Origin of the sequence: Paraburkholderia edwinii, assembly GCF_019428685.1 — a bacterium.
Taxonomy (GTDB): Bacteria; Pseudomonadota; Gammaproteobacteria; order Burkholderiales; family Burkholderiaceae; genus Paraburkholderia; species Paraburkholderia edwinii.
The window spans coordinates 4,218,088-4,237,429 of record NZ_CP080095.1 but is presented as its reverse complement, the minus strand read 5'-3'; the positions used below and the strand labels follow the sequence as shown (position 1 = coordinate 4,237,429).

General features: G+C 58.9%; 20 protein-coding genes. 17 read left to right on the top strand and 3 right to left on the bottom strand.

The annotated features are described in order from the left end of the window. The first annotated feature begins 103 nt into the window (after positions 1-103). The 13 genes from KZJ38_RS18755 (at position 104) to KZJ38_RS37180 (ending at position 12,067) form a co-directional block, all read left to right on the top strand. Positions 104-511 carry a DUF3304 domain-containing protein gene (locus KZJ38_RS18755; protein WP_219797668.1) on the top strand — a complete coding sequence of 136 codons (408 nt, stop codon included), beginning with the start codon at positions 104-106 and terminating at the stop codon, positions 509-511. Positions 512-514: 3 nt separating this feature from the next. Next, positions 515-1,027 (top strand): DUF3304 domain-containing protein, encoded by a 513-nt coding sequence (locus KZJ38_RS18750; RefSeq protein WP_246641551.1) that lies wholly within the window; start codon positions 515-517, stop codon positions 1,025-1,027. A 42-nt stretch (positions 1,028-1,069) separates the two neighbouring features. Further along, a complete protein-coding gene (locus tag KZJ38_RS18745; RefSeq protein WP_219797667.1) occupies positions 1,070-1,597 on the top strand; it encodes a hypothetical protein in 528 nt (175 codons plus the stop codon). 47 nt (positions 1,598-1,644) lie between these two features. Continuing rightward, entirely contained in the window at positions 1,645-3,036 is a 1,392-nt protein-coding gene (locus KZJ38_RS18740) for a T6SS phospholipase effector Tle1-like catalytic domain-containing protein (protein ID WP_246641550.1), read from the top strand. 15 nt (positions 3,037-3,051) lie between these two features. Further along, positions 3,052-3,396 (top strand): PAAR domain-containing protein, encoded by a 345-nt coding sequence (locus tag KZJ38_RS18735; RefSeq protein ID WP_219797666.1) that lies wholly within the window; start codon positions 3,052-3,054, stop codon positions 3,394-3,396. Between the two features lie 6 nt (positions 3,397-3,402). Beyond that, positions 3,403-5,748: a type VI secretion system Vgr family protein gene (locus KZJ38_RS18730; RefSeq protein WP_219797665.1), complete on the top strand. Its 2,346-nt coding sequence runs from the start codon at positions 3,403-3,405 to the stop codon at positions 5,746-5,748. A 24-nt stretch (positions 5,749-5,772) separates the two neighbouring features. After that, positions 5,773-7,116 carry a DUF4123 domain-containing protein gene (locus tag KZJ38_RS18725; RefSeq protein ID WP_219797664.1) on the top strand — a complete coding sequence of 448 codons (1,344 nt, stop codon included), beginning with the start codon at positions 5,773-5,775 and terminating at the stop codon, positions 7,114-7,116. A 155-nt stretch (positions 7,117-7,271) separates the two neighbouring features. Continuing rightward, entirely contained in the window at positions 7,272-7,679 is a 408-nt protein-coding gene (locus KZJ38_RS18720) for a DUF3304 domain-containing protein (RefSeq protein ID WP_246641549.1), read from the top strand. A gap of 29 nt (positions 7,680-7,708) precedes the next feature. Continuing rightward, positions 7,709-9,172, top strand: a complete 1,464-nt coding sequence (locus tag KZJ38_RS18715) for a T6SS phospholipase effector Tle1-like catalytic domain-containing protein (RefSeq protein ID WP_246641548.1) — start codon at positions 7,709-7,711, stop codon at positions 9,170-9,172. After that, positions 9,169-9,828 carry a hypothetical protein gene (locus KZJ38_RS18710; RefSeq protein ID WP_219797661.1) on the top strand — a complete coding sequence of 220 codons (660 nt, stop codon included), beginning with the start codon at positions 9,169-9,171 and terminating at the stop codon, positions 9,826-9,828. The genes KZJ38_RS18715 and KZJ38_RS18710 overlap by 4 nt, the downstream gene beginning before the upstream one ends. Before the next feature lie 80 nt (positions 9,829-9,908). Then, on the top strand, positions 9,909-10,676 hold the full coding sequence (locus KZJ38_RS18705; RefSeq protein ID WP_219797660.1) for an SGNH/GDSL hydrolase family protein: 768 nt from the start codon (positions 9,909-9,911) through the stop codon (positions 10,674-10,676). Between the two features lie 61 nt (positions 10,677-10,737). Further along, entirely contained in the window at positions 10,738-11,697 is a 960-nt protein-coding gene (locus tag KZJ38_RS18700) for a catalase family peroxidase (RefSeq protein ID WP_219797659.1), read from the top strand. Continuing rightward, positions 11,615-12,067: a phospholipase domain-containing protein gene (locus tag KZJ38_RS37180; protein ID WP_425518259.1), complete on the top strand. Its 453-nt coding sequence runs from the start codon at positions 11,615-11,617 to the stop codon at positions 12,065-12,067. The genes KZJ38_RS18700 and KZJ38_RS37180 overlap by 83 nt, the downstream gene beginning before the upstream one ends. Before the next feature lie 33 nt (positions 12,068-12,100). Here the strand turns inward: KZJ38_RS37180 and KZJ38_RS18690 are convergent, their stop codons facing one another. Beyond that, positions 12,101-12,886, bottom strand: a complete 786-nt coding sequence (locus tag KZJ38_RS18690) for a pirin family protein (protein WP_246641547.1) — start codon at positions 12,884-12,886, stop codon at positions 12,101-12,103. Between the two features lie 831 nt (positions 12,887-13,717). Between KZJ38_RS18690 and KZJ38_RS18685 the strand changes: the two genes are divergently transcribed. From KZJ38_RS18685 to KZJ38_RS18670, 4 genes are all read left to right on the top strand, one after another. Next, positions 13,718-14,032 carry a BufA1 family periplasmic bufferin-type metallophore gene (locus KZJ38_RS18685; RefSeq protein ID WP_219797656.1) on the top strand — a complete coding sequence of 105 codons (315 nt, stop codon included), beginning with the start codon at positions 13,718-13,720 and terminating at the stop codon, positions 14,030-14,032. An 88-nt stretch (positions 14,033-14,120) separates the two neighbouring features. Beyond that, the gene (bufB, locus tag KZJ38_RS18680; protein WP_219800467.1) at positions 14,121-14,990 is read left to right on the top strand and encodes an MNIO family bufferin maturase; all 870 of its coding nucleotides are present in this window, start codon (positions 14,121-14,123) and stop codon (positions 14,988-14,990) included. Beyond that, the gene (locus tag KZJ38_RS18675; RefSeq protein WP_219797655.1) at positions 14,980-15,780 is read left to right on the top strand and encodes an HvfC/BufC N-terminal domain-containing protein; all 801 of its coding nucleotides are present in this window, start codon (positions 14,980-14,982) and stop codon (positions 15,778-15,780) included. The genes bufB and KZJ38_RS18675 overlap by 11 nt, the downstream gene beginning before the upstream one ends. Positions 15,781-15,785: 5 nt before the next feature. Continuing rightward, on the top strand, positions 15,786-16,283 hold the full coding sequence (locus KZJ38_RS18670; protein WP_219800465.1) for a DoxX family protein: 498 nt from the start codon (positions 15,786-15,788) through the stop codon (positions 16,281-16,283). Positions 16,284-16,432: 149 nt separating this feature from the next. Here the strand turns inward: KZJ38_RS18670 and KZJ38_RS18665 are convergent, their stop codons facing one another. Both KZJ38_RS18665 and KZJ38_RS18660 read right to left on the bottom strand, forming a co-directional pair. Beyond that, positions 16,433-16,912, bottom strand: coding sequence for a (2Fe-2S)-binding protein (locus KZJ38_RS18665; protein ID WP_219797654.1), 480 nt, complete (start codon positions 16,910-16,912; stop codon positions 16,433-16,435). A gap of 21 nt (positions 16,913-16,933) precedes the next feature. Then, positions 16,934-19,201: a xanthine dehydrogenase family protein molybdopterin-binding subunit gene (locus tag KZJ38_RS18660; RefSeq protein WP_219797653.1), complete on the bottom strand. Its 2,268-nt coding sequence runs from the start codon at positions 19,199-19,201 to the stop codon at positions 16,934-16,936. Positions 19,202-19,342 lie beyond the last annotated feature (141 nt).

Here is a 19,342-nt window from a genome sequence, read left to right as displayed (position 1 = left end):
GAAACGGATTGTTTGCTTGTTGTTTTGCTTGGGGATTGCCGGGCTGCTTTGCGGATGTGCGTCTGTGCGATCACATGGCTATGTAGATGCACGGGTGACCGGAGTGAACTACTCCGAAGACTATGTTCCTGACTTTTCGATTCTCACTCCGACCGGCAAGCATACGGGAATGGGAGGGGACCAGGTTCAGGAGTTTTCAAAAGGCGGCCTCAGTAAACAAGAATGTTGTGCACCGATTCCGGGACCGGGCCAAACCCTGCTTGTCGAATGGCGCGTGGGTCGTCACCACGAACCCGAAGCGAACTGGAAGACATTTCGCAAAGCCATTGTTGTACGGGGGGAGGCATTAAGCGGTCCGAACGCGTGGAATCTTCTCATTGTTCGCTTCTTTCCAGAACAGCAAGTGGAGGCCGAATTCGTCTGGGAAGCGCCAGGACCACACGGTGAGCCAAGTCCGCGGCTTGATCAGCTGTTTTACGGGCGCCGCGTCATGCGTCAAATGGGAGACTAGTGAGTGAAACGAATTATTTGCTTGATGCTTTACGTGGAGATCGCGGCGATGCTCTGCGCGTGCGCGTCTGCGCGATCCGGTAACTACGTGACGGCATCTGTGTCTGCGGTGAATTACAGCGAAGACTATGTTCCAGATTTCTCGATTTTGACTGCGGCCGGCGAGCGTACGGGAATGGGAGGCATCCAGGTTCAGGAGTTCTCAAAAGGAGGTCAGAGCGGAACCGAGTGTTGCGCGCCAATCCCTAATGCTGGCCGAACGATGATTGTCGAGTGGCGCATCGGCGGTCGTCAAGAAGCTGAGTCGAACTGGAATACGTTTCGAAAAGCGATCGTTGTGAGAGGGGAGACATCAAGCGATCCGAAAGCGACGAACTATCTGGTCGTTCGCTTCTTTCCCGAGCATCAGGTAGAGGCTGAATTCATGTGGGAGTGGACGGGTCCGCATGGACAACCAAGCCCGCGCCTTGATCAGTTGCTCTACGGGCGCCGCGTCATGCGGCAAATGGGAGACTAGTGAGTGAGACGAATTGTTTGTTTGCCGCTTAGGAGCACATGAATGGGTATTTCATTCGCGCGAATTGCTTACTTATCGCTTTTCATCGTCGTGATGTCTCTTACCTACGGATGCGCATCGGTACAGTCGCGCGGTTATGTTAGTGCACCGGCGTGGGCTGCAAACTACACCGAGGACTACGTCCAGGAGTTTTGGGTTCTTACCGAATCAGGCCAGCGAACCGGACTAGAAGGTATCCAGGTTAGTGAATTCTCGAGGGGAGGAACCAGCGGTGGCCACATGGGCTACGCCTCGGTCCCCGGCGTAGGTCAGACAATCAAAGTGGTCTGGCGCGTTGGAGGGCATAACGATGCTGAAGCGACGTGGAAGACATTTAGTAAGGACGTCGTGGTGAAGGGAGAGACATCAAACGACCCTGAGACCGGAAATTTTCTGATCATCCGTTTTTTCCCTCAACATGAGGTAGAGGCCGAATTCGTTTGGGAGTGGGCAAAGCCATATGCCAAATCAAGTCCACGGGTCGACCAATTGTTTTATGGACACCGTGTGATGCGACAGCTAGGGGAATGACGATGCAGGACTGGCTAACTGATAGTCCGACGGACTTTTTAAGGTCGATGAAGACGGCAACGCAACTTCATGCTGAAGAGTTTTCGACCTGCGCTACTTGTGAGCAACAGCCGTGGTTCACCTTCTTCTTCGACGGAACAGGCAACAATTCTCGCATCGATGAACCCAAACACAAGCTGTCGAATATCGCCCGCTTGTATTCGGGGCATGCCTTTGAGGAGACGCCACTCATCAATCGCTTCTATTACCCAGGCGTTGGGAGTCCACTCAACGCAGGCGATGCGGGCTGGTGGGAAAACGTCCGTGACAGCGAGGTATTGGGGGCTGGCGCCGGGCTTGGCAGCGACGCGCGGTTAGTGCGGGCTGAGTCTGATTTTTACTTTAACCTTCGCAAGAACAACAAAGTAACCCGCATCGACATCGCCGTCTTCGGCTTCTCGCGCGGCGCGACACTAGCACGCGCGTTCGTGAACCGATTGCTCGACCGATGCACGATGAAAGACAGCGTCCTTCATTGGCCGTGCGACACAGCACTCGACGGCGAATCCGCGCCGTTACACATTCGCTTTCTCGGCTTATTCGACACAGTCGAATCGATCGGCATGCCCGCTCATAACCTTTCCGACTTGCGCCTGCGTATTCCTGAGCAGGTAGAGCGGTGCGTGCACTTGGTAGCCGGTCACGAACTGCGTGCCTGCTTCCCGCTGACTGCCGTGGGTAACGGCAGCGCATGCGAGGAGATCGTGTTGCCCGGTGTTCATTCCGACGTCGGCGGCGGATATCAACCTGAAGAGCAGGGGCGCTCCGATATGCTCGCGCGCATCGCGTTGAATCGTATGCGTCTCGAGGCCGCAATCAGCGGCGTACCGTTTACCGCCCCAAAGCTCGCGGAAAAAGAAGTGAACAACCTGTTCGAATACGACGAGACCGTAAAAGCGCTGTTTAACGAATACATGGGAGCAGTGAAAGAGAACGGCACACTGGAGCATCAGCTATTCGCCCACATGCGCCTGTACTACGGTTGGCTGAAGGCCCGCTTCGGCCGCAACCCATGCGAGCTCTACAAAGATGCCTGTTCAACGAACCCGGAAGTCGACGCCCAGCTGAAGCGGATCCAGCAGTTTCACGAGCGTATGAAGGTGGATGCCGACACGCTCAATTGGCGAGCGTATCTGACGCAGTTGTGGCAATCCGATCGGCCGGAATACGACCGCACGATCGCCACCGCGGGCGGCGACACGGTGACGAACCGGCCGTTGTCAGCAGCGGAGCAAGCCTATTGGGAAGCATGGCTAAACCCTCCAACGTTGTCGCGCAACCTGATCCGTTTCTTCGACTTGTACGTGCATGATTCCCGCGCCGGCTTTTTGAATATCGACAGCAGCGGCTATCTCAGGCCACGCCATATCGGCACCAGCGTCGCAATCACGCGTCAATAAGCCGGAGCACCAAACATGACGCGAATCTTTTACGCCATCGTAGACGGCGATCCGCTAACGAGCGGTGGTTACGTGATGGTGCCACCGCATCAAGACACAGTCGAAGACGATCAGGGGAAGAAGCGAAATATCGCATACGTCGGGCACAGCGCGTGGTGCGCGCAATGCAAGTCGATGGGCGTGATCGTCGGTGGCTCGGGCATGTCGATGGACATGCGTCCCACCAACCAGGCATTAGGCGGTTTGAAGCAGGCGATCAGCGGCGATTACGTGGCTTGCGGGTGTCACGAAAACCCGCGAGTCGTCGCTCGCTACGCCCCCGGGTTGAGGTTTATCGACAAGCTAACACCTGAGCTTTAAACGAAAATGACCAGCGCCAACGCAACGACACACCCGCACCGCCAATACCGCCTCGACGTACCGCAAGCCCGCAGTGCCGACCAAGCCGACATCTTTAGCTTCGACGGCGAGCGCGCAATCGGACAGCCGACCCGCTATGTAATCCGCTTTACCCACACGAGCCACGATCTTTCACGCAGCGAATATCTCAACAAGCCGGCATCACTGGTCATTCAACCGCGTCACGACCCGTCCCACACGCGAGAGCCCGAACCGGAGCGACGCGTGCAAGGCGTGATTACCGGCTTCACTCAACAGCAAAGTAGTCGCGACCAAAGCACCTACGAGGTGGTATTGGAGTCGCGTCTCGCGCTGCTACGCAACGCCCCGAAAAGTCGATTTTTTCTCGATGCGAGCTTTCCGGAAATCATCGAGAAAATTCTGCGTGAACATCAGTTCGACATGATCCTCGGACGTTTCGAATTCAATCTGTACCGCGAATATCGAAAGCGTGCGTTCGTCATGCAATGGGAAGAAGACGATCTGACCTTCATCACGCGCCTATGCCGCCGCAGCGGAATCTGGTTCGTATGCGAGGAGGGCAAGCACTGCGAAACCGTGCGCTTTGGCGACGACCTGACGCACTACCGGCGCGTACCGAACCTGACCGTACTGCACAAGGAATACAGCGGTCTGAACAGCAACGGTGCCGAGTCCGTCCACACGCTCAAAATGCACGCGAAAACGATCCCCGCCAGTTACGCGGTGCGTGCATACGACTATCGCAACGCGCCTATCCCGGTTGAAAGCACCAACCTGATTCACGACGACCGCACCACCTACGGCGAAACGTATACATGGGGCACGGCTCGCTTGAGCAAAGCAGAAGCGGAACAGGAAGCGCTCCTTAGGCGCGAGGCCGCGCTAGCCGGCCAGGTTCTATACGAAGGCACGGGCGATATGCTGGATCTGACGCCGGCGAGCGTCGTCAAGCTGTCCAATCGCGATTTGCCCGACGCGAAGTATGGTCTTCTGGCTGTCAGCGTGAAGTGCAGTGCCTCGCGCAGCAGTTCGTACCATGTGGCCTTCACCGCGATTCCCTGCGATCGGCTCTACCGTCTCCCGTTGATGGAGCACACATGGCCCAGGATTCACGGCTCGATCACCGGCTATATCGCGTCGCCGGGCGATTACAAGGAGCCTTACGTCGACGAGAACGGTGAGTACATCGTTAGTCTTCACCTCGATCGCGACGAACGTCGTCCCGGTTTGAATAGCTGCCCGATGCGGCTTGCCAAGCCGTTTGCCGGCGCCGATGAAACCGGCTTCCACTTTGGTCTGGTAGAAGGTGCCGAGGTCACGGTTGCCTTCCATCACGGCAATCCGGATATGCCGTACATCAGCCAGGTGCTTCACAATTCGCGCGACCCGGACCCGATCGTATCGACGCGGCGCTGGAACAGCCGCAGCACGCTACGCACGCGATCGAACAACACGTTCGAGTTCGAAGACTGGCCCGGCGAGGAACACATCAAGGTCGCCACCGAGCAAGGCAAAACGCAACTCAACCTCGGCTATACGGTGAATCGCGACCGCAAGTTTCGCGGCAACGGATTCGAACTGCGCACCGATCTTAAAGGCTGCGTCCGGGCTGGCGGCGGCATGCTTTTGTCAGCGTATATGCAGGCGCGTGCTGTCGGCGAACAGACGGACATGGAGGCCGCACTCGACCACTTTCGCGCCACCCTTGCGCAGGCACAGGAACTGGCTGACGTCGCACGCGCCGCGCAAGCGGAAAACGTTGACGTAAAGGGGGAAAACCGATGGCTTAAAGAGGAATTGGCGGGCCTTAAGAAAGCGGTGATTGCCTTGTCGGCACCGGACGGAATTGGTTTGTCCACGCCTAACCGAGTGCTCGTTGCTGCGGGTAACGACATCAGCGCTGCGACGTCATCCGCATTTAACGTGAGCGCGATGAAGAATGTAGTCGTTGCCGCGGGGGGCATGTTGTCGATGTTCGTTCATCGGCTTGGCATCAAGCTCTTTGCGTCGCGCGGCAACATCGATATTCAGGCGCACAGCGACGAGATCAGGATCGCATCGAACAAGAATACGACCATCACCAGTTCCAACGGGAGCGTTGTGATCGAGGCGAAGGAGAAGCTAATCCTGAAATGCGGGGGCTCTTATATCTGCATTACGTCCTCCGGTATCGAGGACGGAACGAAGGGCAATCGTACCTGGCGGGCTAGTGGCCTGCACGGCGAGGGACCACGGACCATGCCTTCGGATTTGCCTGTGCTTCCTCAACCGATCGGGATCGAGTGCGCGCGTCATGCGAGCCACGCTAGCGTCCCTTTCGCGCGTATCTGACACTGCATTCTCTTTTCCACACCCATGACATTTCGTTTTGACGAGCCATTGCTCGATCGCATTCGCGAGCAATATGCCGCGTTCGAATCTACGCATCCCACGATGCGGCTATATGCGCTGGTTGACTTTGCAGCGATGCCGCCGAGCTGGAAGCGTAGTTTGCTCGAGGGTATCAATGACCTGCCGCGCTTCTCTTTGTACGGCGACACTGGTCTGGAGGACCTTTCGGAGAACGGTCCGTTCCTGATTGCGTGTCCGAAACCCGATTGTGTCGAGTCGCTGAAGGTGCAGCGGTCGTTGCTGGGACTAACCGAGCGCGATTGCAGGTTTACTTCGTGGTTGTGGTCTACGCACGATATCGAACCGCTTGTCGCGCATCTTCAAACGTTGCTGCAGGCGCGGTTGGGGCCGGACGGCGATGACGTTTGGTTCTTCTTTTACCAGCCTGCGTATCTCGAGGCTCTCCATCGTTCGCTTCCGGACGAAGCGCGAGCCTACATGTTCGGTCCATGTCTGGCGTGGTGGTGCATCAATCATCGCGAGGAAATGATCGAACTGGCCGGAGACAATTCGCCGATCCCTAAGGCATTGGATGCGTTGCCGATACCGGAACATGTGGTCAGCGAGCTTCAGCGGGTTGGGTCACCGATGCAAGTTCACGCATGGATGAGGCGAGTGCGCCCAGAACTGCTTAATCACCTGTTCCATGCGAACAAGCAATTGAAGCAGGTTTCACCGCATGTTGAGCGTGCGCTTGCGTATGGCATCAGTCGAAAGATTGATCTGTGTACGTACGCGGCCTATGGCCTTCTTTACGGCGAACGCTATGACGATCATCCCGCGTTGCAGGCGGTACTTGGCGGATTTGCCGCGAAAAAGACGACGCTTACCGATGCGTATGCGGCAGTGGGTGAAGACGTCTGGACGGAAGTCGCGGTGACGGCGAAGCAGCGCGCGACCGAGGCGGCGACGCTTGCGTATCAACAGGAAGTGCGCCAGCTCGGAAAGGTATCGGTACGAGTTTGGCTAGTCAACGATGCGGGTAACGGCAAACGTAACGTGCAACTCACGACGAGAGACAGCCGGGGCACCGTCACACATGCTTCGCTTGGTGGCATCGAAGAAAGCGGTATTGGCCACGAACGCGGAAGGGAGATCGCGTCTGCGTATGTACCGGTGCCGGGGAGACAGGTCACGGTGAGGTGGGTGCAATACGGGGAATGCTCGTACGACACGGTCGTACGAGGGGAGCTGCCGCGTGCAGAAGGGGAAGGCTTGGCGATCGTGACGTTTCTTTACGGCGGCGGCGTGTCTATCAGTATGCATGCCGAGCCGCCTGATCCAGAGCCGATGTGGCGGCGGTGGTAGCAGCCGTGAAGGGATGCGGGAAATTTCTTTGAATCGTAAGGACGTGGTGAATGAAACGGATTGTTTGCTTGGTGTTTTGCTTGGGAATTGTGGGGCTGCTGTCAGGATGTGCGTCTGTGCGATCGCATGGGTATGTAGATGCCCGGGTGTCTGCCGTGAACTACAGCGAAGACTATGTTCCGGATTTCTCCGTTCTGACCGCCTCCGGTGATCCCACAGGAATGGGGGGTGTCCAGGTTCAAGAATTCTCGAAAGGGGGGCTCAGTAAAAATGAGTGTTGCGCGCCAATTCCAGGGGCTGGCCAAACAATGATCATCGAATGGCGAGTCGGCGGTCGCCACGAAGCTGAGGCGAACTGGAAGACATTTCGCAAGGCGGTCGTTGTGAGGGGGGAGACATCAAGCGATCCGAAGGCAGTGAACCGCTTGGTCGTTCGCTTCTTTCCGGAACATGAGGTTGAGGCTGAACTCATGTGGAGCTTGATAGGGCTAGGCGGACGGCCAAGTTCGCGGCTTGATCAATTGATCTACGGGCGCCGTGTTATGCGTCAAATGGGAGACTAAGGATGCAAGACTGGCTAACCGATAGACCGATGTCCTTCTTGGCGTCGATGAAGACGGCGACACAGCTTCATGCGGAAGAATTGCAGACTTGCACAACCTGCGAACAAAAGCCTTGGGTTACCTTCTTTTTCGATGGAACGGGCAATAGTCAAAAAGAGGATGAACCAAAGCAGAAGCTGTCGAATATAGCGCGCTTGTACTTGGGACATGTACCGAATGAGGGCACGCTTATCAACAGCTTCTACTATCCGGGCGTGGGGACCCAACTCAATGCAAGTAACCCGAGCTGGTGGGAACAGGTGCGCGACAGCGAGGTACTCGGAGCGAGCGCTGGACTTGGCTGTGACGTGCGCTTAGCAAAGGCTGTGACTGATTTTGAAGAAGGCCTTCTGCTGAACCACAAAGTAACCCGCATCGACATCGCCGTCTTCGGCTTCTCGCGCGGTGCGACACTAGCACGCGCGTTCGTGAACCGCTTGCTCGATCGATGCACGATGAAAGAGGGCGTCCCTCACTGGCCGTGCGACACAGCGCTCGACGGCGAATCCGCGCCATTACACATTCGCTTCCTCGGCTTATTCGACACGGTCGAATCGATCGGCTTGCCCGCTCATAACCTTTCCGACTTGCGCCTGCGTATTCCTGAGCAAGTAGAGCGGTGCGTGCACCTGGTCGCCGGGCACGAGTTGCGTGCCTGCTTCCCACTCACATCCGTGGGAAACGATAGCGCATGCTGCGAGGAGATCGTGCTGCCCGGTGTCCATTCTGACGTCGGCGGTGGATATCAACCTGAAGAGCAGGGGCGCTCCGATATGCTCGCGCGCATCGCATTGAATCGTATGCGTCTCGAAGCCGCAATCAGCGGCGTGCCGTTTATCGCCCCGAAAATCGCGGACGCAAAGATCAACGACTTGTTCGAATACGACGAGACCGTAAAAGTGCTGTTTAACGAATACATGGCAACAGTAAAAGAAACCGGCACACTAGAGAATCAGCTATTCGCCCACATGCGCCTCTACTACGGGTGGCTGAAGGCCCGCTTCGGCCGCAACCCATGTGAGCTCTATAAAGATGCTTGTTCAACGAACCCGGAAGTCAACGCGCAGCTGAAGCGCATCCAGCAGTTTCACGAGCGTATGAAGGTGGACGCCGACACCCTCAACTGGCGATCGTATCTGACGCAGTTGTGGAACTCCGATCGGCCGGAGTATGACCGAACAATCGCCACCGCAGGCGGCAATAGCGCGGCAAACCGACCGCTCTCAGCAGCAGAGCAGGCCTATTGGGAAGCATGGCTAAACCCCCCAACGCTGTCGCGCTTTCTGGTTCGTTTCTTCGACTTGTACGTGCACGATTCCCGAGCCGGCTTTCTGAACATAGACAGTAGTGGCTATCTAAGGCCTCGCCACATAAGCGAGCCGCCTTGCGCTACTGCGGGTATATCGAACTCGTCGCCAACTCGCACGTCTCAATTGACCTTGTCTTCATCATGATGGAACCGAAAACGAAAAGTTACCGCTCGCGGAGCGGCCGCCTCTACGAAATTTTGCCGGCCTATGTCATTGCGTTTAACGATGACGACGGTGGCGTGTGTATTTGGACCGACGCAACGGAATTCGGACGCGCGATCGTTTGCCACTTGTCTCCCGTAGACGCGGTGATCGATGCCAAACAGTCTTACCGCGCCAAGCATAAATGCTGGGCGGTACCGGCCTCCCAGCTGCCGCCGGAAACGTTTCGAGATCCGGACGGGAGGGGCATGCTAGCCAAAGTGCATCTGGCGTGGCCGGCCATAGGTGGGAAGTTGTTGCAGCATCCAAGGGGCACGTTTGCCACTTATCGTCGCGCGATGTATCACGTAATGGAACCCCCTCTGATATTGGCGTTCGACGACATCGTGCTCGGTGAACTCGATCGCCTTTATCAGGCGGCAGGCCTGTTTGCATGGCGAGAAACATATGCCCTTCTGCATGACTGGCAGCCGGAGCGAATTCACCGCGCGGCTGATATCGCATTGAAGTCGATCAAGACCACCGGAGGCAAGCTTGATCAGTGCATGCAGGTGGCGCTATTCGATCCGGAAGCGGAACGATGGCATTTTGTGCCGCTTCCTGAGGCGCATAGTCAGTTCTATGATGCGATGCGGTGAGCTAACTCGCTCGCCATTTGCTTATCGTCTTTCCATTCCGCTATGCAGGACGTGCTCACTTTCCGTCTCGATGATGACCAATGTTGAAAATTTATAAGATCGCACTTGGCCCAATTTTGCTGGTGCAGGCGCGCTGGCTACGGCGAACGGCATTGCGCTTGCCAGAAGCGACTGGCCCTCGCAGCGGCGTTGAGGGCGGATACGATTCCGAGGCAGCGCCATTGCGCATCCTGGTGGTCGGCGACTCCTCGGCCGCGGGTGTCGGAGTGAGCAGCCAGGCTGAAGCGTTGGCGCAGCCTGTAGCGAAGCTCCTGGCGATGAGAACGGGAAGGTCCGTCGCGTGGCAATTGATCGCCAAATCCGGCGTCAATACAAGCGAGGCGCTAGAGCTACTGACGCATAGAAAACTCTGTCCGGTCGACTACCTGATCACAGCCCTCGGCACGAATGACGTCACGTCGCAGCGCAACCCAACTCAATTCTTGCGCGATTACGTTCTGCTCGCAGACACACTCCGCAAGCAAACGGGCGCCGTCGGCCTGGTTGCGACCGGGCTTCCGCCGCTGCGAATCCTCCCCGCTGCGCCTCATCCGTTGCGCTGGTATCTGGGCCGCTGCGCGATCCGATTAGACCGGGCATTGCGGAATTGGATAGAACGAGATCCGACGGCGCGCTACGTCTCCCTCGAGTGGGCCGCGCACCCCGAAGACATGGCGGAGGACGGATTCCACCCGGGGCGCTCACAGTATCGACGCTGGGCCGAACTTGTAACCGAACAGATTCACGGGCTGCTCGAACAAACCTTTGTTTCCAGACAATCGCACACCGACGCCCCCGTGCATACTTGATTAGCACGCCCGATTTCGTTTGGCAGCAGCCCCCACCCGACGATCAAGCCGGAGGTTCCCCATGAGCCAAGCCCCCGCGGAAAGCCAGCCAACCCCGGCCGCACCCGACGACGATTACACCGCCCTCGCAACCCAGATCGTCGACATCTTCTACAAGATCTACGGAACCCATCCGGGCTTCCGGGTTAACCACGCAAAAGGCATCGTCGCAAAAGGCAACTTCGTCGCCACGCCCGCAGCGGCGGCATTGAGCCGCGCCGCGCTGTTCGACGGCAGCAGCATTCCCGTCACCGTGCGCTGTTCGAACGACGGCGGCATTCCGGCGATTCCGGACGGCGCGCCTGGTAATATCAAAGGCATGGCCGTCAAGTTCCATATGCCCGGTGGGGCCGAAGTCGACATCGTGATGCTCGCGGTCAAGACCTTCCCCATGGCGACCGGAGAGGGATTTCGCGACTTGCTGATGGCCATTAGCGAGAGTCCCGAAGGCGCGCCCAAGCCGACCCGTTTCGATGAATTCGCGGCCCGCCACCCGACGGTCTCCGCATCCTTCGATACCGCGGGTACGCCTGACAGTTTTGCGCACGAGGAGTACCTTGGCCTCAACGCCTTTATCTTCGTCGACAAGGCTGGGCGCAGGCAGGCGGTGCGGTACATCATGGCCCCAGAGCAGGTCGTGTATCTGACCGCCGACGAGGCCGCCAAGCAATCTCCCGATTTTCTGATCGACGATCTGCCGCAGCGCCTCGCGAAGAAGCCGGCCGTCTTCCATCTCACGGCCCAACTTGCCGAAGGCGGCGATCAGACCAAAGATCCAAGTCAGCTTTGGCCCAACGATCGCGAGGTGGTGGACCTGGGCACGTTGACGCTTCACGAGACCCTCTCCAACAGCCGCGAAGTGCAAAAAGATTTGCTGTTCCTGCCGACCAACCTCATCGATGGAATCGAGCTTTCGGACGACAGAATGCCGCTCATCAGAACCGCGGTTTACGGGGTGGCATTCGCGCGACGCAGTCGGTGAATTGCGCGACACCGCACGTCGCATGGGCTTCAAACCGGAAGTGGAGGTTACATACGACAAACACGAACGCAAGCTCAACGTGAAGGTGCGTAACACCGGGCACGAGCGCGGTACCGTAACGGTGCGGCAAAATGCGTATTCAACCGGCGGCCCATCGCATGTGGATGTCAAGCCTGGCGATGTTGCCACTCTGCACTGGTCTCTCGAGCGCAGCGGCAACTGGTATTCAGGCGTGATCGGCGGGACGTGGAGTGGGCACTACCGGGGAAGCCTGGAATTCGACGCGGTTAACGCTGGCCCATGGCGATCGGAGCCGTCGAGTCACCCGATGGTGAGTCCGCACCGGGTTGTCAGAGGATGCACTGATTGAAGGTCCTTTTTAGACACGTGATCCGATCGGGGGCTAGCTCTTCGTAGTGACTGTCGACATCTGGTGTGCAACCTGAGCAGCCCGTTCAGGAGTGAGCCGGCCGTCTGCGCATAGTTGTGCTCCCAGACGCTCGATCTCCTGCTCACCCGATTGCAGAGCGGCAGGATTCGTATGCACGGAGTAATAGCCTTCGACCAGATCGAATGGACTGTGTGTTGCTGAGCCAAGCACAAAACCACAGTCCTCTTTTGCAAAGAAGTCGACGCTACGCTCGGAATGCTCGAATACCACTAATTCGCCTTCCGAAACTTGCTCGCCCGCATCGAGAGATCCGGAATATACGGAAATCCATAGCACGTCGTGATCGCGCGGGGGCGTGTAGCGCCAACGCTCGCCTTTTCTCAGGCGAACGTTCAGGTAGGTGATAGGCCGCGGCTCGCTTACCGGACTTGCCTCGCCTTCGATACGGCCCATCATGACCCGAGCGGGGCCATTCGAGGGCACTTCGTCCGGTTCCAGGAACATTTCATACGGCGCACTCAATTCAAGCGTTGGCGGCAGCGCAATCCACAGCTGATAGAGCTTTGCTGCGCCAGAGGTTCCGGCGGGGCCCCCATGCCATATGCCGCGACCCGCCTGCATCCATTCCATGCCGCCGGCCTTCATTGATTTCGGCTGCCCCTTGCTGTCTTGATGATGGAACGATCCTTCCACGAGCGCCGTGAGCGTTGCGATGCCCGAATGGGGGTGCAGGGGACCGTTGACCTCGATCGGCGATTTAACGTCGATATAGTCCAGGAATACGAACGGCTTGATCAATCGTCCTATATCCGATGGGCTGGCCAGCCGGGTAATCGATCCCGTGGCTTTCCCTCTGGTTCGTTGCAGAATCCGACGCGCATCCTGGGAGTTGCCGGTTACGCCGGGATCTATCGCTGGTTCCATCGTTCACCATTTCGTCAAAGTGGTCGTACAGGACGCTTCGCTTACAGGCACTGCTGAAGTGACGATGTGTCACGCTTATGGAGACCGCGATAGCCCTGCGTCACTACCCTTCGTATAACGTTGAGACGTTGCCTGCTATTCCTTTGTTTAACGCGAGCCATAAGTCTTCCGATGTCGCTCACATGAAGGCCTCCGGTCGCAGGCGCGCAGTCGAGTGCAGAATACATTCCCACCAGAGCACATTCGCGTGTCGACTCAGTCGCCGACTGATCGACGTCCAGTCGCGCTGCGCGTTGCCGCTTCATTTTTCCCGGTGCGATCGAATCTAACTTCTTGCAGTGCCTCCATCGCGCCGCTCAGTCGCCATATGGGGTGCAGAAGGACATCCCCATGCGAGAGCGCGCGTTGGTTATCGTCCGTGCCGGCGATCGTACGATAGATCAAGTAAACGAGACGAAGAGGTAAGGCGACACGTGGGTGCGTGATTTATAGTACACAGCCGGCGCTGTCTGGCTTGTTGGGGAGCCATTGATACGTCGTTCCACCCGGCGAAGGTGATTGAAGGCGCTGCGAAATGAGTCTTCCCTCGTCGGTCTTGGTGAGTCGCTTTTTGAGCATCGTGCGCGGTGGATTCACATAGTTGCTCCCGGCAATACGACTAGCATCCATCTCAATGTTGGACCTTTACGTTAAGGGGAAGTTTTGATGTCTGCAAAGAAGACTGCTGTTAGTTCCGCCCTCCTTGCAAGCGCATTGGCTAGCCTGCTTGCGTCCGCTGCGCACGCTGCGCCGTTGACCGACGCGGAAGCCAAGGCGGCTGTCGCTGCTCACAAGGAAAAGTGCTTCGGCGTCGCGCTCAAAGGCCAGAACGATTGCGCCGCTGGCCCGGGCACGACCTGCCAGGGTACGTCGACGACGGACTTTCAGCCCAATTCGTGGAAGTTCGTGCAAGGCGGCACATGCACCAAAATTTCGGTGCCGGGCGGTGGCCATGGTTCGCTGACGCCGATCAAGTCGTAATCCGCGGCGGAAAGACGGGGGCTGTCTTGAGCGATCTGAACCGTACCGTATCGTGACGGTGGCTGCAGCTAATGATCCCTGTCGCATGATGCCGCAACACACTTTGCTTGCTGGCACCAGTTTCAAGCATGAGCACCGCGCGGCGATTCTGGCCGACGGTGTCGAAGATGGCCTGTTTTTCGAAGTTCACGCAGAAAACTATATGGGCGCAGGTGGCCCACCGCATCGCGCGATCGCGGCAATCCGCGACGCGTATCCGATTTCGATTCATGGCGTATGCATGTCGATCGGCGCTAACGAGCCGCTGAACGGCGTACACCTTGCGCGCTTTCGCGAACTGGTTGCGCGCTATGAGCCCATGCTGGTTTCCGAGCATCTTGCATGGTCGACGCACGCCGGAACCTTCTATAACGATCTGCTGCCCCTGCCGTATTCTGCCCAGACGCTGGCCCGCGTGTGCGAGCACATCGACGAAGTGCAGGAGGCGATCCGGCGACCACTGCTGCTGGAAAATCCGTCCACATACGTCGCATTCGATTCGTCGACGATGAGCGAGGCCGACTTTATCGCGGAGATCGTACGCCGCACGGGCTGCGGGCTTCTGCTGGATATCAACAATGTATTTGTGTCTGCCACCAATCACGGCTATTCGGCGCGGGCTTATCTCGAGCAGTTGCCGCTCGCCAGTGTCGGCGAGATACATCTCGCGGGCCATAGCAGGCAGCGCGACGACGAAGACGAACCGTTGTTGATCGACAGTCACGATTGCGCCGTCGCCGATCCGGTATGGACGCTATACGAAGAGGTAATCGCCCGCATCGGGCCTACCGCGACGTTAATCGAATGGGACAGCAGCCTGCCCGCATGGTCTGTACTACGCAGCGAGGCACGGGCTGCCATGCAGCGGATGGAAAGACATCGCCTTCCCGCCACCGCGGACATGGACGATGAAGCGTGAAGACCGCGCGCAACCGCGCTCCACGGAAGCCAACGATTTCGCCACGGCATTCGCGAGCGGCTTGACGGACCCGTCAGTGGTGCCGCCCGCACAGCTCATCGCCGATGCCGGAAAAGGCGTAGTCAAGCGTTACGACGTCTACCGCAACAACGTGACGGTCAGTCTGATCGACGCCGTTGCCGCAATCTATCCTGCAGTTCAGCGCATCACCGGCAGCGAGTTCTTCCGCGCGATGGCGCGTTCCTACGTGCGCGCCACGCCGCCGGTTTCGCCACTGCTGTTCGAATACGGCCGCGGCTTTCCCGGCTTTATCGAAGCCTACGAATACGCGCAGCAGATGCCGTGGCTCGCGGACGTGGCGCGCATCGAGCGCGCGTGGCTGGACGCGTATCACGCCGCCGACCGGCCCGTGTTGGCGGCGCAGATGTTCGCGAAAATCGATCCCGAGCGGCTGGGCGGCCTGTGTTTCACACCGCATCCGGCTGCGCGGATTGTGCGCTCCGCGTATCCGGCGGTCGCGATCTTCGCGATGAACCGGCAGGACGGCCCGGTCGAGCCACTGTGTTCGAGCGACAGCGAAGACGCGCTCGTGACCAGGTCCGCACAGGACGTGCTGGTGTCCCGCTTGCCCGAAGGGGCAGCGGTGTTTCTGAACAGTCTCATCGACGGCGAGCCGTTGGGCGTCGCTGCAGCGGCGGCATTTGACGACGCGCCATCTTTCGACATCCCTGCCAATCTGGCGGGGATGATTGCATCAGGCGTGTTCAGCGCCATTTCACCTGGAGAATGATGACGATGTCGGGCAGACAAGACGCGCCGCCAGCGCTAGCCGGTACCCTTGCCACCGGGATCAACTGTGCCAGCCGTTGCATTTCACAACTGGCCCGGCCATGGCTGACGCAACTGGTGTTGCGGCTGGCGCTGGCCGTGCCGTTCTGGAGGTCGGGCATTCTGAAATGGCACGGGTTTTTGCAGCTGAACGACACGGCGATCGATCTGTTCACGGACGAGTTCAAACTGCATCTTCCTGGTGGCCCCTTTTCGTTTCCCGAGCCGGCCGTCGTGGCGTTCCTTTCTGCGTGCGGCGAGGTGGGGTTTCCGGTGCTGCTGGTGCTGGGTTTAGGCACGCGCTTCGCAGCCGTGGGCCTGTTGCTGATGACGTGCGTGATCGAACTGACGGTGCCGGACGGCTGGCCGATTCACATCACGTGGGCGGCCATGGCGCTGGGTATCGCGGCTTATGGCCCAGGCGCGATCTCGATCGATCATCTGCTTGCGCGCGCACGAAAGTGAATGCGTGAAGGTTACTGGTCAGGCCCGCACTCGAACCGCCGACGCGCTATTCCTGATGATTGGAGCAAAGGCAAAGAACAACTGGTTGCCCATTGAACTGGAGCGAGATGAGCACGGCTTCATTTGCACAGGGCGGGAACCGGACCGTACTATAGATCGGGTTCCCGTTTTTGCAGCCTGGAAGCGGCGATGTCGATGGCGCGGCGAATGCGCGGGTAGGTGCCGCATCGACAAATATTGCCGCGCATAGCGGCATTCACATCGGCCGCCGCTGGATGACGGTTGAACCTAAGCAACGCCCATGCGGACATGAGTTGTCCGCTCTGGCAATAGCCGCATTGAACGACATCGACCTCGGTCCATGCCGCACGCAGCGCGTCCGCTTCGACGCCATGCAATCCTTCGATGGTTGTGATGCGCTGACCGCTGCCAATTTTGGAAAGCGGCAGGACGCAGGAGCGTACGGCCTTATCGTCCAGATGGACGGTGCATGCGCCGCACAGTCCCCGGCCACAGCCAAATTTCGTGCCGGTGAGTTTCAATTCGCCGCGCAAGACCCAAAGTAGCGGCGTATCCGCCTCGGCATCGACCGGTACGTCGGCACCGTTGATGTTCAGTATGATCGTCATGGGCAGTGATTTCGTGGGGTATCAGGCCAGCCGCAGCGGCAGACTACGGAGCCGCTGACCGGTCAGGGCGAATAATGCGTTGGCCACAGCGGGAGCGACAGGTGGCGTGCCCGGTTCGCCGACGCCACCCGGCGCAAGTGTGCTGGGCACGATGTCGACGTCGATTTGCGGGCACTCGTCCATGCGCACCGGCGCGTAACCATCGAAATTGCGCTGTTGTACTGTGCCGTTTTCGACAGTGATCTCGCCATGTAGCGCAGCCGAGAGTCCGAACACAATTGCCCCCTCCATTTGCTGGCGTATCAGATTGGGGTTCACCGGCATCCCGCAGTCGACCACGCACACGATACGATGCACGCGAATCTGCTGATTCGATGTGACCGATACCTCAGCCACCTGCGCGACGATCGTGCCGAAGCTACGGTGTATTGCAACGCCACGCGCGCGCGGCGTGCCATCGGACGCTGCTGCAAGCGGAGCGTTCCATTGCGAAAGTTCGGCGACTCGTCGCAGCACATGCAGATGTCGCTCGTCGTCACGCAACAGATCGGCTCGGAATGCAATCGGGTCGCGCTGTGCGGCGGCAGCACATTCGTCGATGAAGCTCTCGGTGAAGAAGCCGTTTTGCGAGTGGTTGACGGAACGCCAGATTCCCAGCGGGATTCCCGGCTCGACGGTCTGGTGCGCAACGCGCGCGTTCGGAAATGCGTAAGCAGTGTCAAACGCACCTTCGGTCGACGCATCGAGAAATGACGGCGCCCCCATGCTCGATCCCGCCGATGTGACGTGCCATACGATAAGCCGCCTTGTGGAATCGAAGCCCGCCGTGCAACGCGACAGATACGCGGGCCGATAGTAGTCGTGCGTCATGTCTTGCTCACGCGTCCAGAGCAACTGGACCGGCGCGCCGTCAGTCAGACGCGCGAGCCAGGCGGCCTGTACGATCACATCGGAGATGTGGCGGCGGCCGAATCCGCCGCCGATGAACGGCACGCGAAGGTCGACACGGTCGGTGTCGATTCCGAGAGCCTTAGCGGCGGCCCTACGCGCGAATCCCTGTGTCTGCGTTCCGGCCCACACCGTCGCGCGGCCATCCTTGAACTGGACCGTGCAGTTCATCGGCTCCATCGCGGCATGCGCGAGCAGCGGCACGAGATATTCGGCGCTAATGGTTTGCGTAGCCGATGCCAGCGCGTTCTTCACGTCGCCGGCTTCGAAATGGGTTTTGCCATCGCCGTTGTTGAGCGCGTGAGTCAGCGCGACGTCGATCGCACGGCTGGACTGCGTGTACGCCGCGCCATGATCCCATTCGACTGAGATGTGGTCGAGCGCCTGTATTGCGTGAAAGGGCGTATCTGCAATAACAGCAACGCCCCCGGACGTGGCTCCGGTGCTACCGAGACCACCGGGTACCGGTTCGAGCGCGACGATATGCCTGACGCCGCGCAGCGCCTTTGCCGCGCTCCCGTCGAAGCGCGCCACACGTCCGCCGAGCGTTGGGCACATGAGGATGCTTGCATAGAGGAGGCCTGGCGGCACAGAGTCGATGCCGAATCGCGCCGAGCCGTCCAGCTTGGCCGCATTGTCGAGTCGCCGCACCGGCTGACCGATCAGACGGAAATCGGTGACGTTTTTCAGCTTGACGTTGTGGGGCACCGGCATATGCGCTGCAGAGGCCGCAAGTTCGCCAAACGACGCATCCCTGCCGGACGGATGCCGTACTACGCCAAGCGCGACCGTACAGCTGTCTGCTGGCACCTGCCAGCGGGATGCGGCAGCGGCCACCAGCATCGCGCGTGCGGCCGCGCCAGCTTCGCGCATCGGCAGCCACTGGTCCGCGATGCTTGATGAGCCGCCAGTGCCCTGCAGACCGGGGATTTCGCGCAAGATCCGCCGTGCGAGGTGACCGGACACGCGTTTGACGATGCTGTGATCATCGGGTCTGAAAGGCAGTTCATCGACGATGGCGGCCTGGTTGTTGTAGATGCGGTCGTATGTGGACGGCTCGAGCTTCACGCGCGCCCAGTCAGCATCCATCTCGTCGGCGAGCAGCATGGCGAGTCCGGTTTGCGCGCCCTGGCCCATTTCAACCTGCGCCATCACGACCGTGATCGTGCCGTCGTCCGAAATCTTGACCCAACCATTCAGGGCATATTGCCCGGCCGCGGTAGGGAGTGGACTGTCCGGCATAAGCCGTTGCCGAGCCGGTAACGCAGCCCAACCGATGATCAGTGCACCGGCGGCAACCGCCGCCCCAAAGACGAAATGGCGGCGTTTCAGTTTAGACATGGAGCGCGTCCCCGGTTAGGCTTGTCACAGCGGTGCTGCGCGCCCGTCCTGATCGCTTCGCTAAAGTTACCCCATGGTAGTCAGTGACTCGCTGAAGCCTGGCGATAGCCAATGTACGCAACCGGCGAAGGATCTGCGACG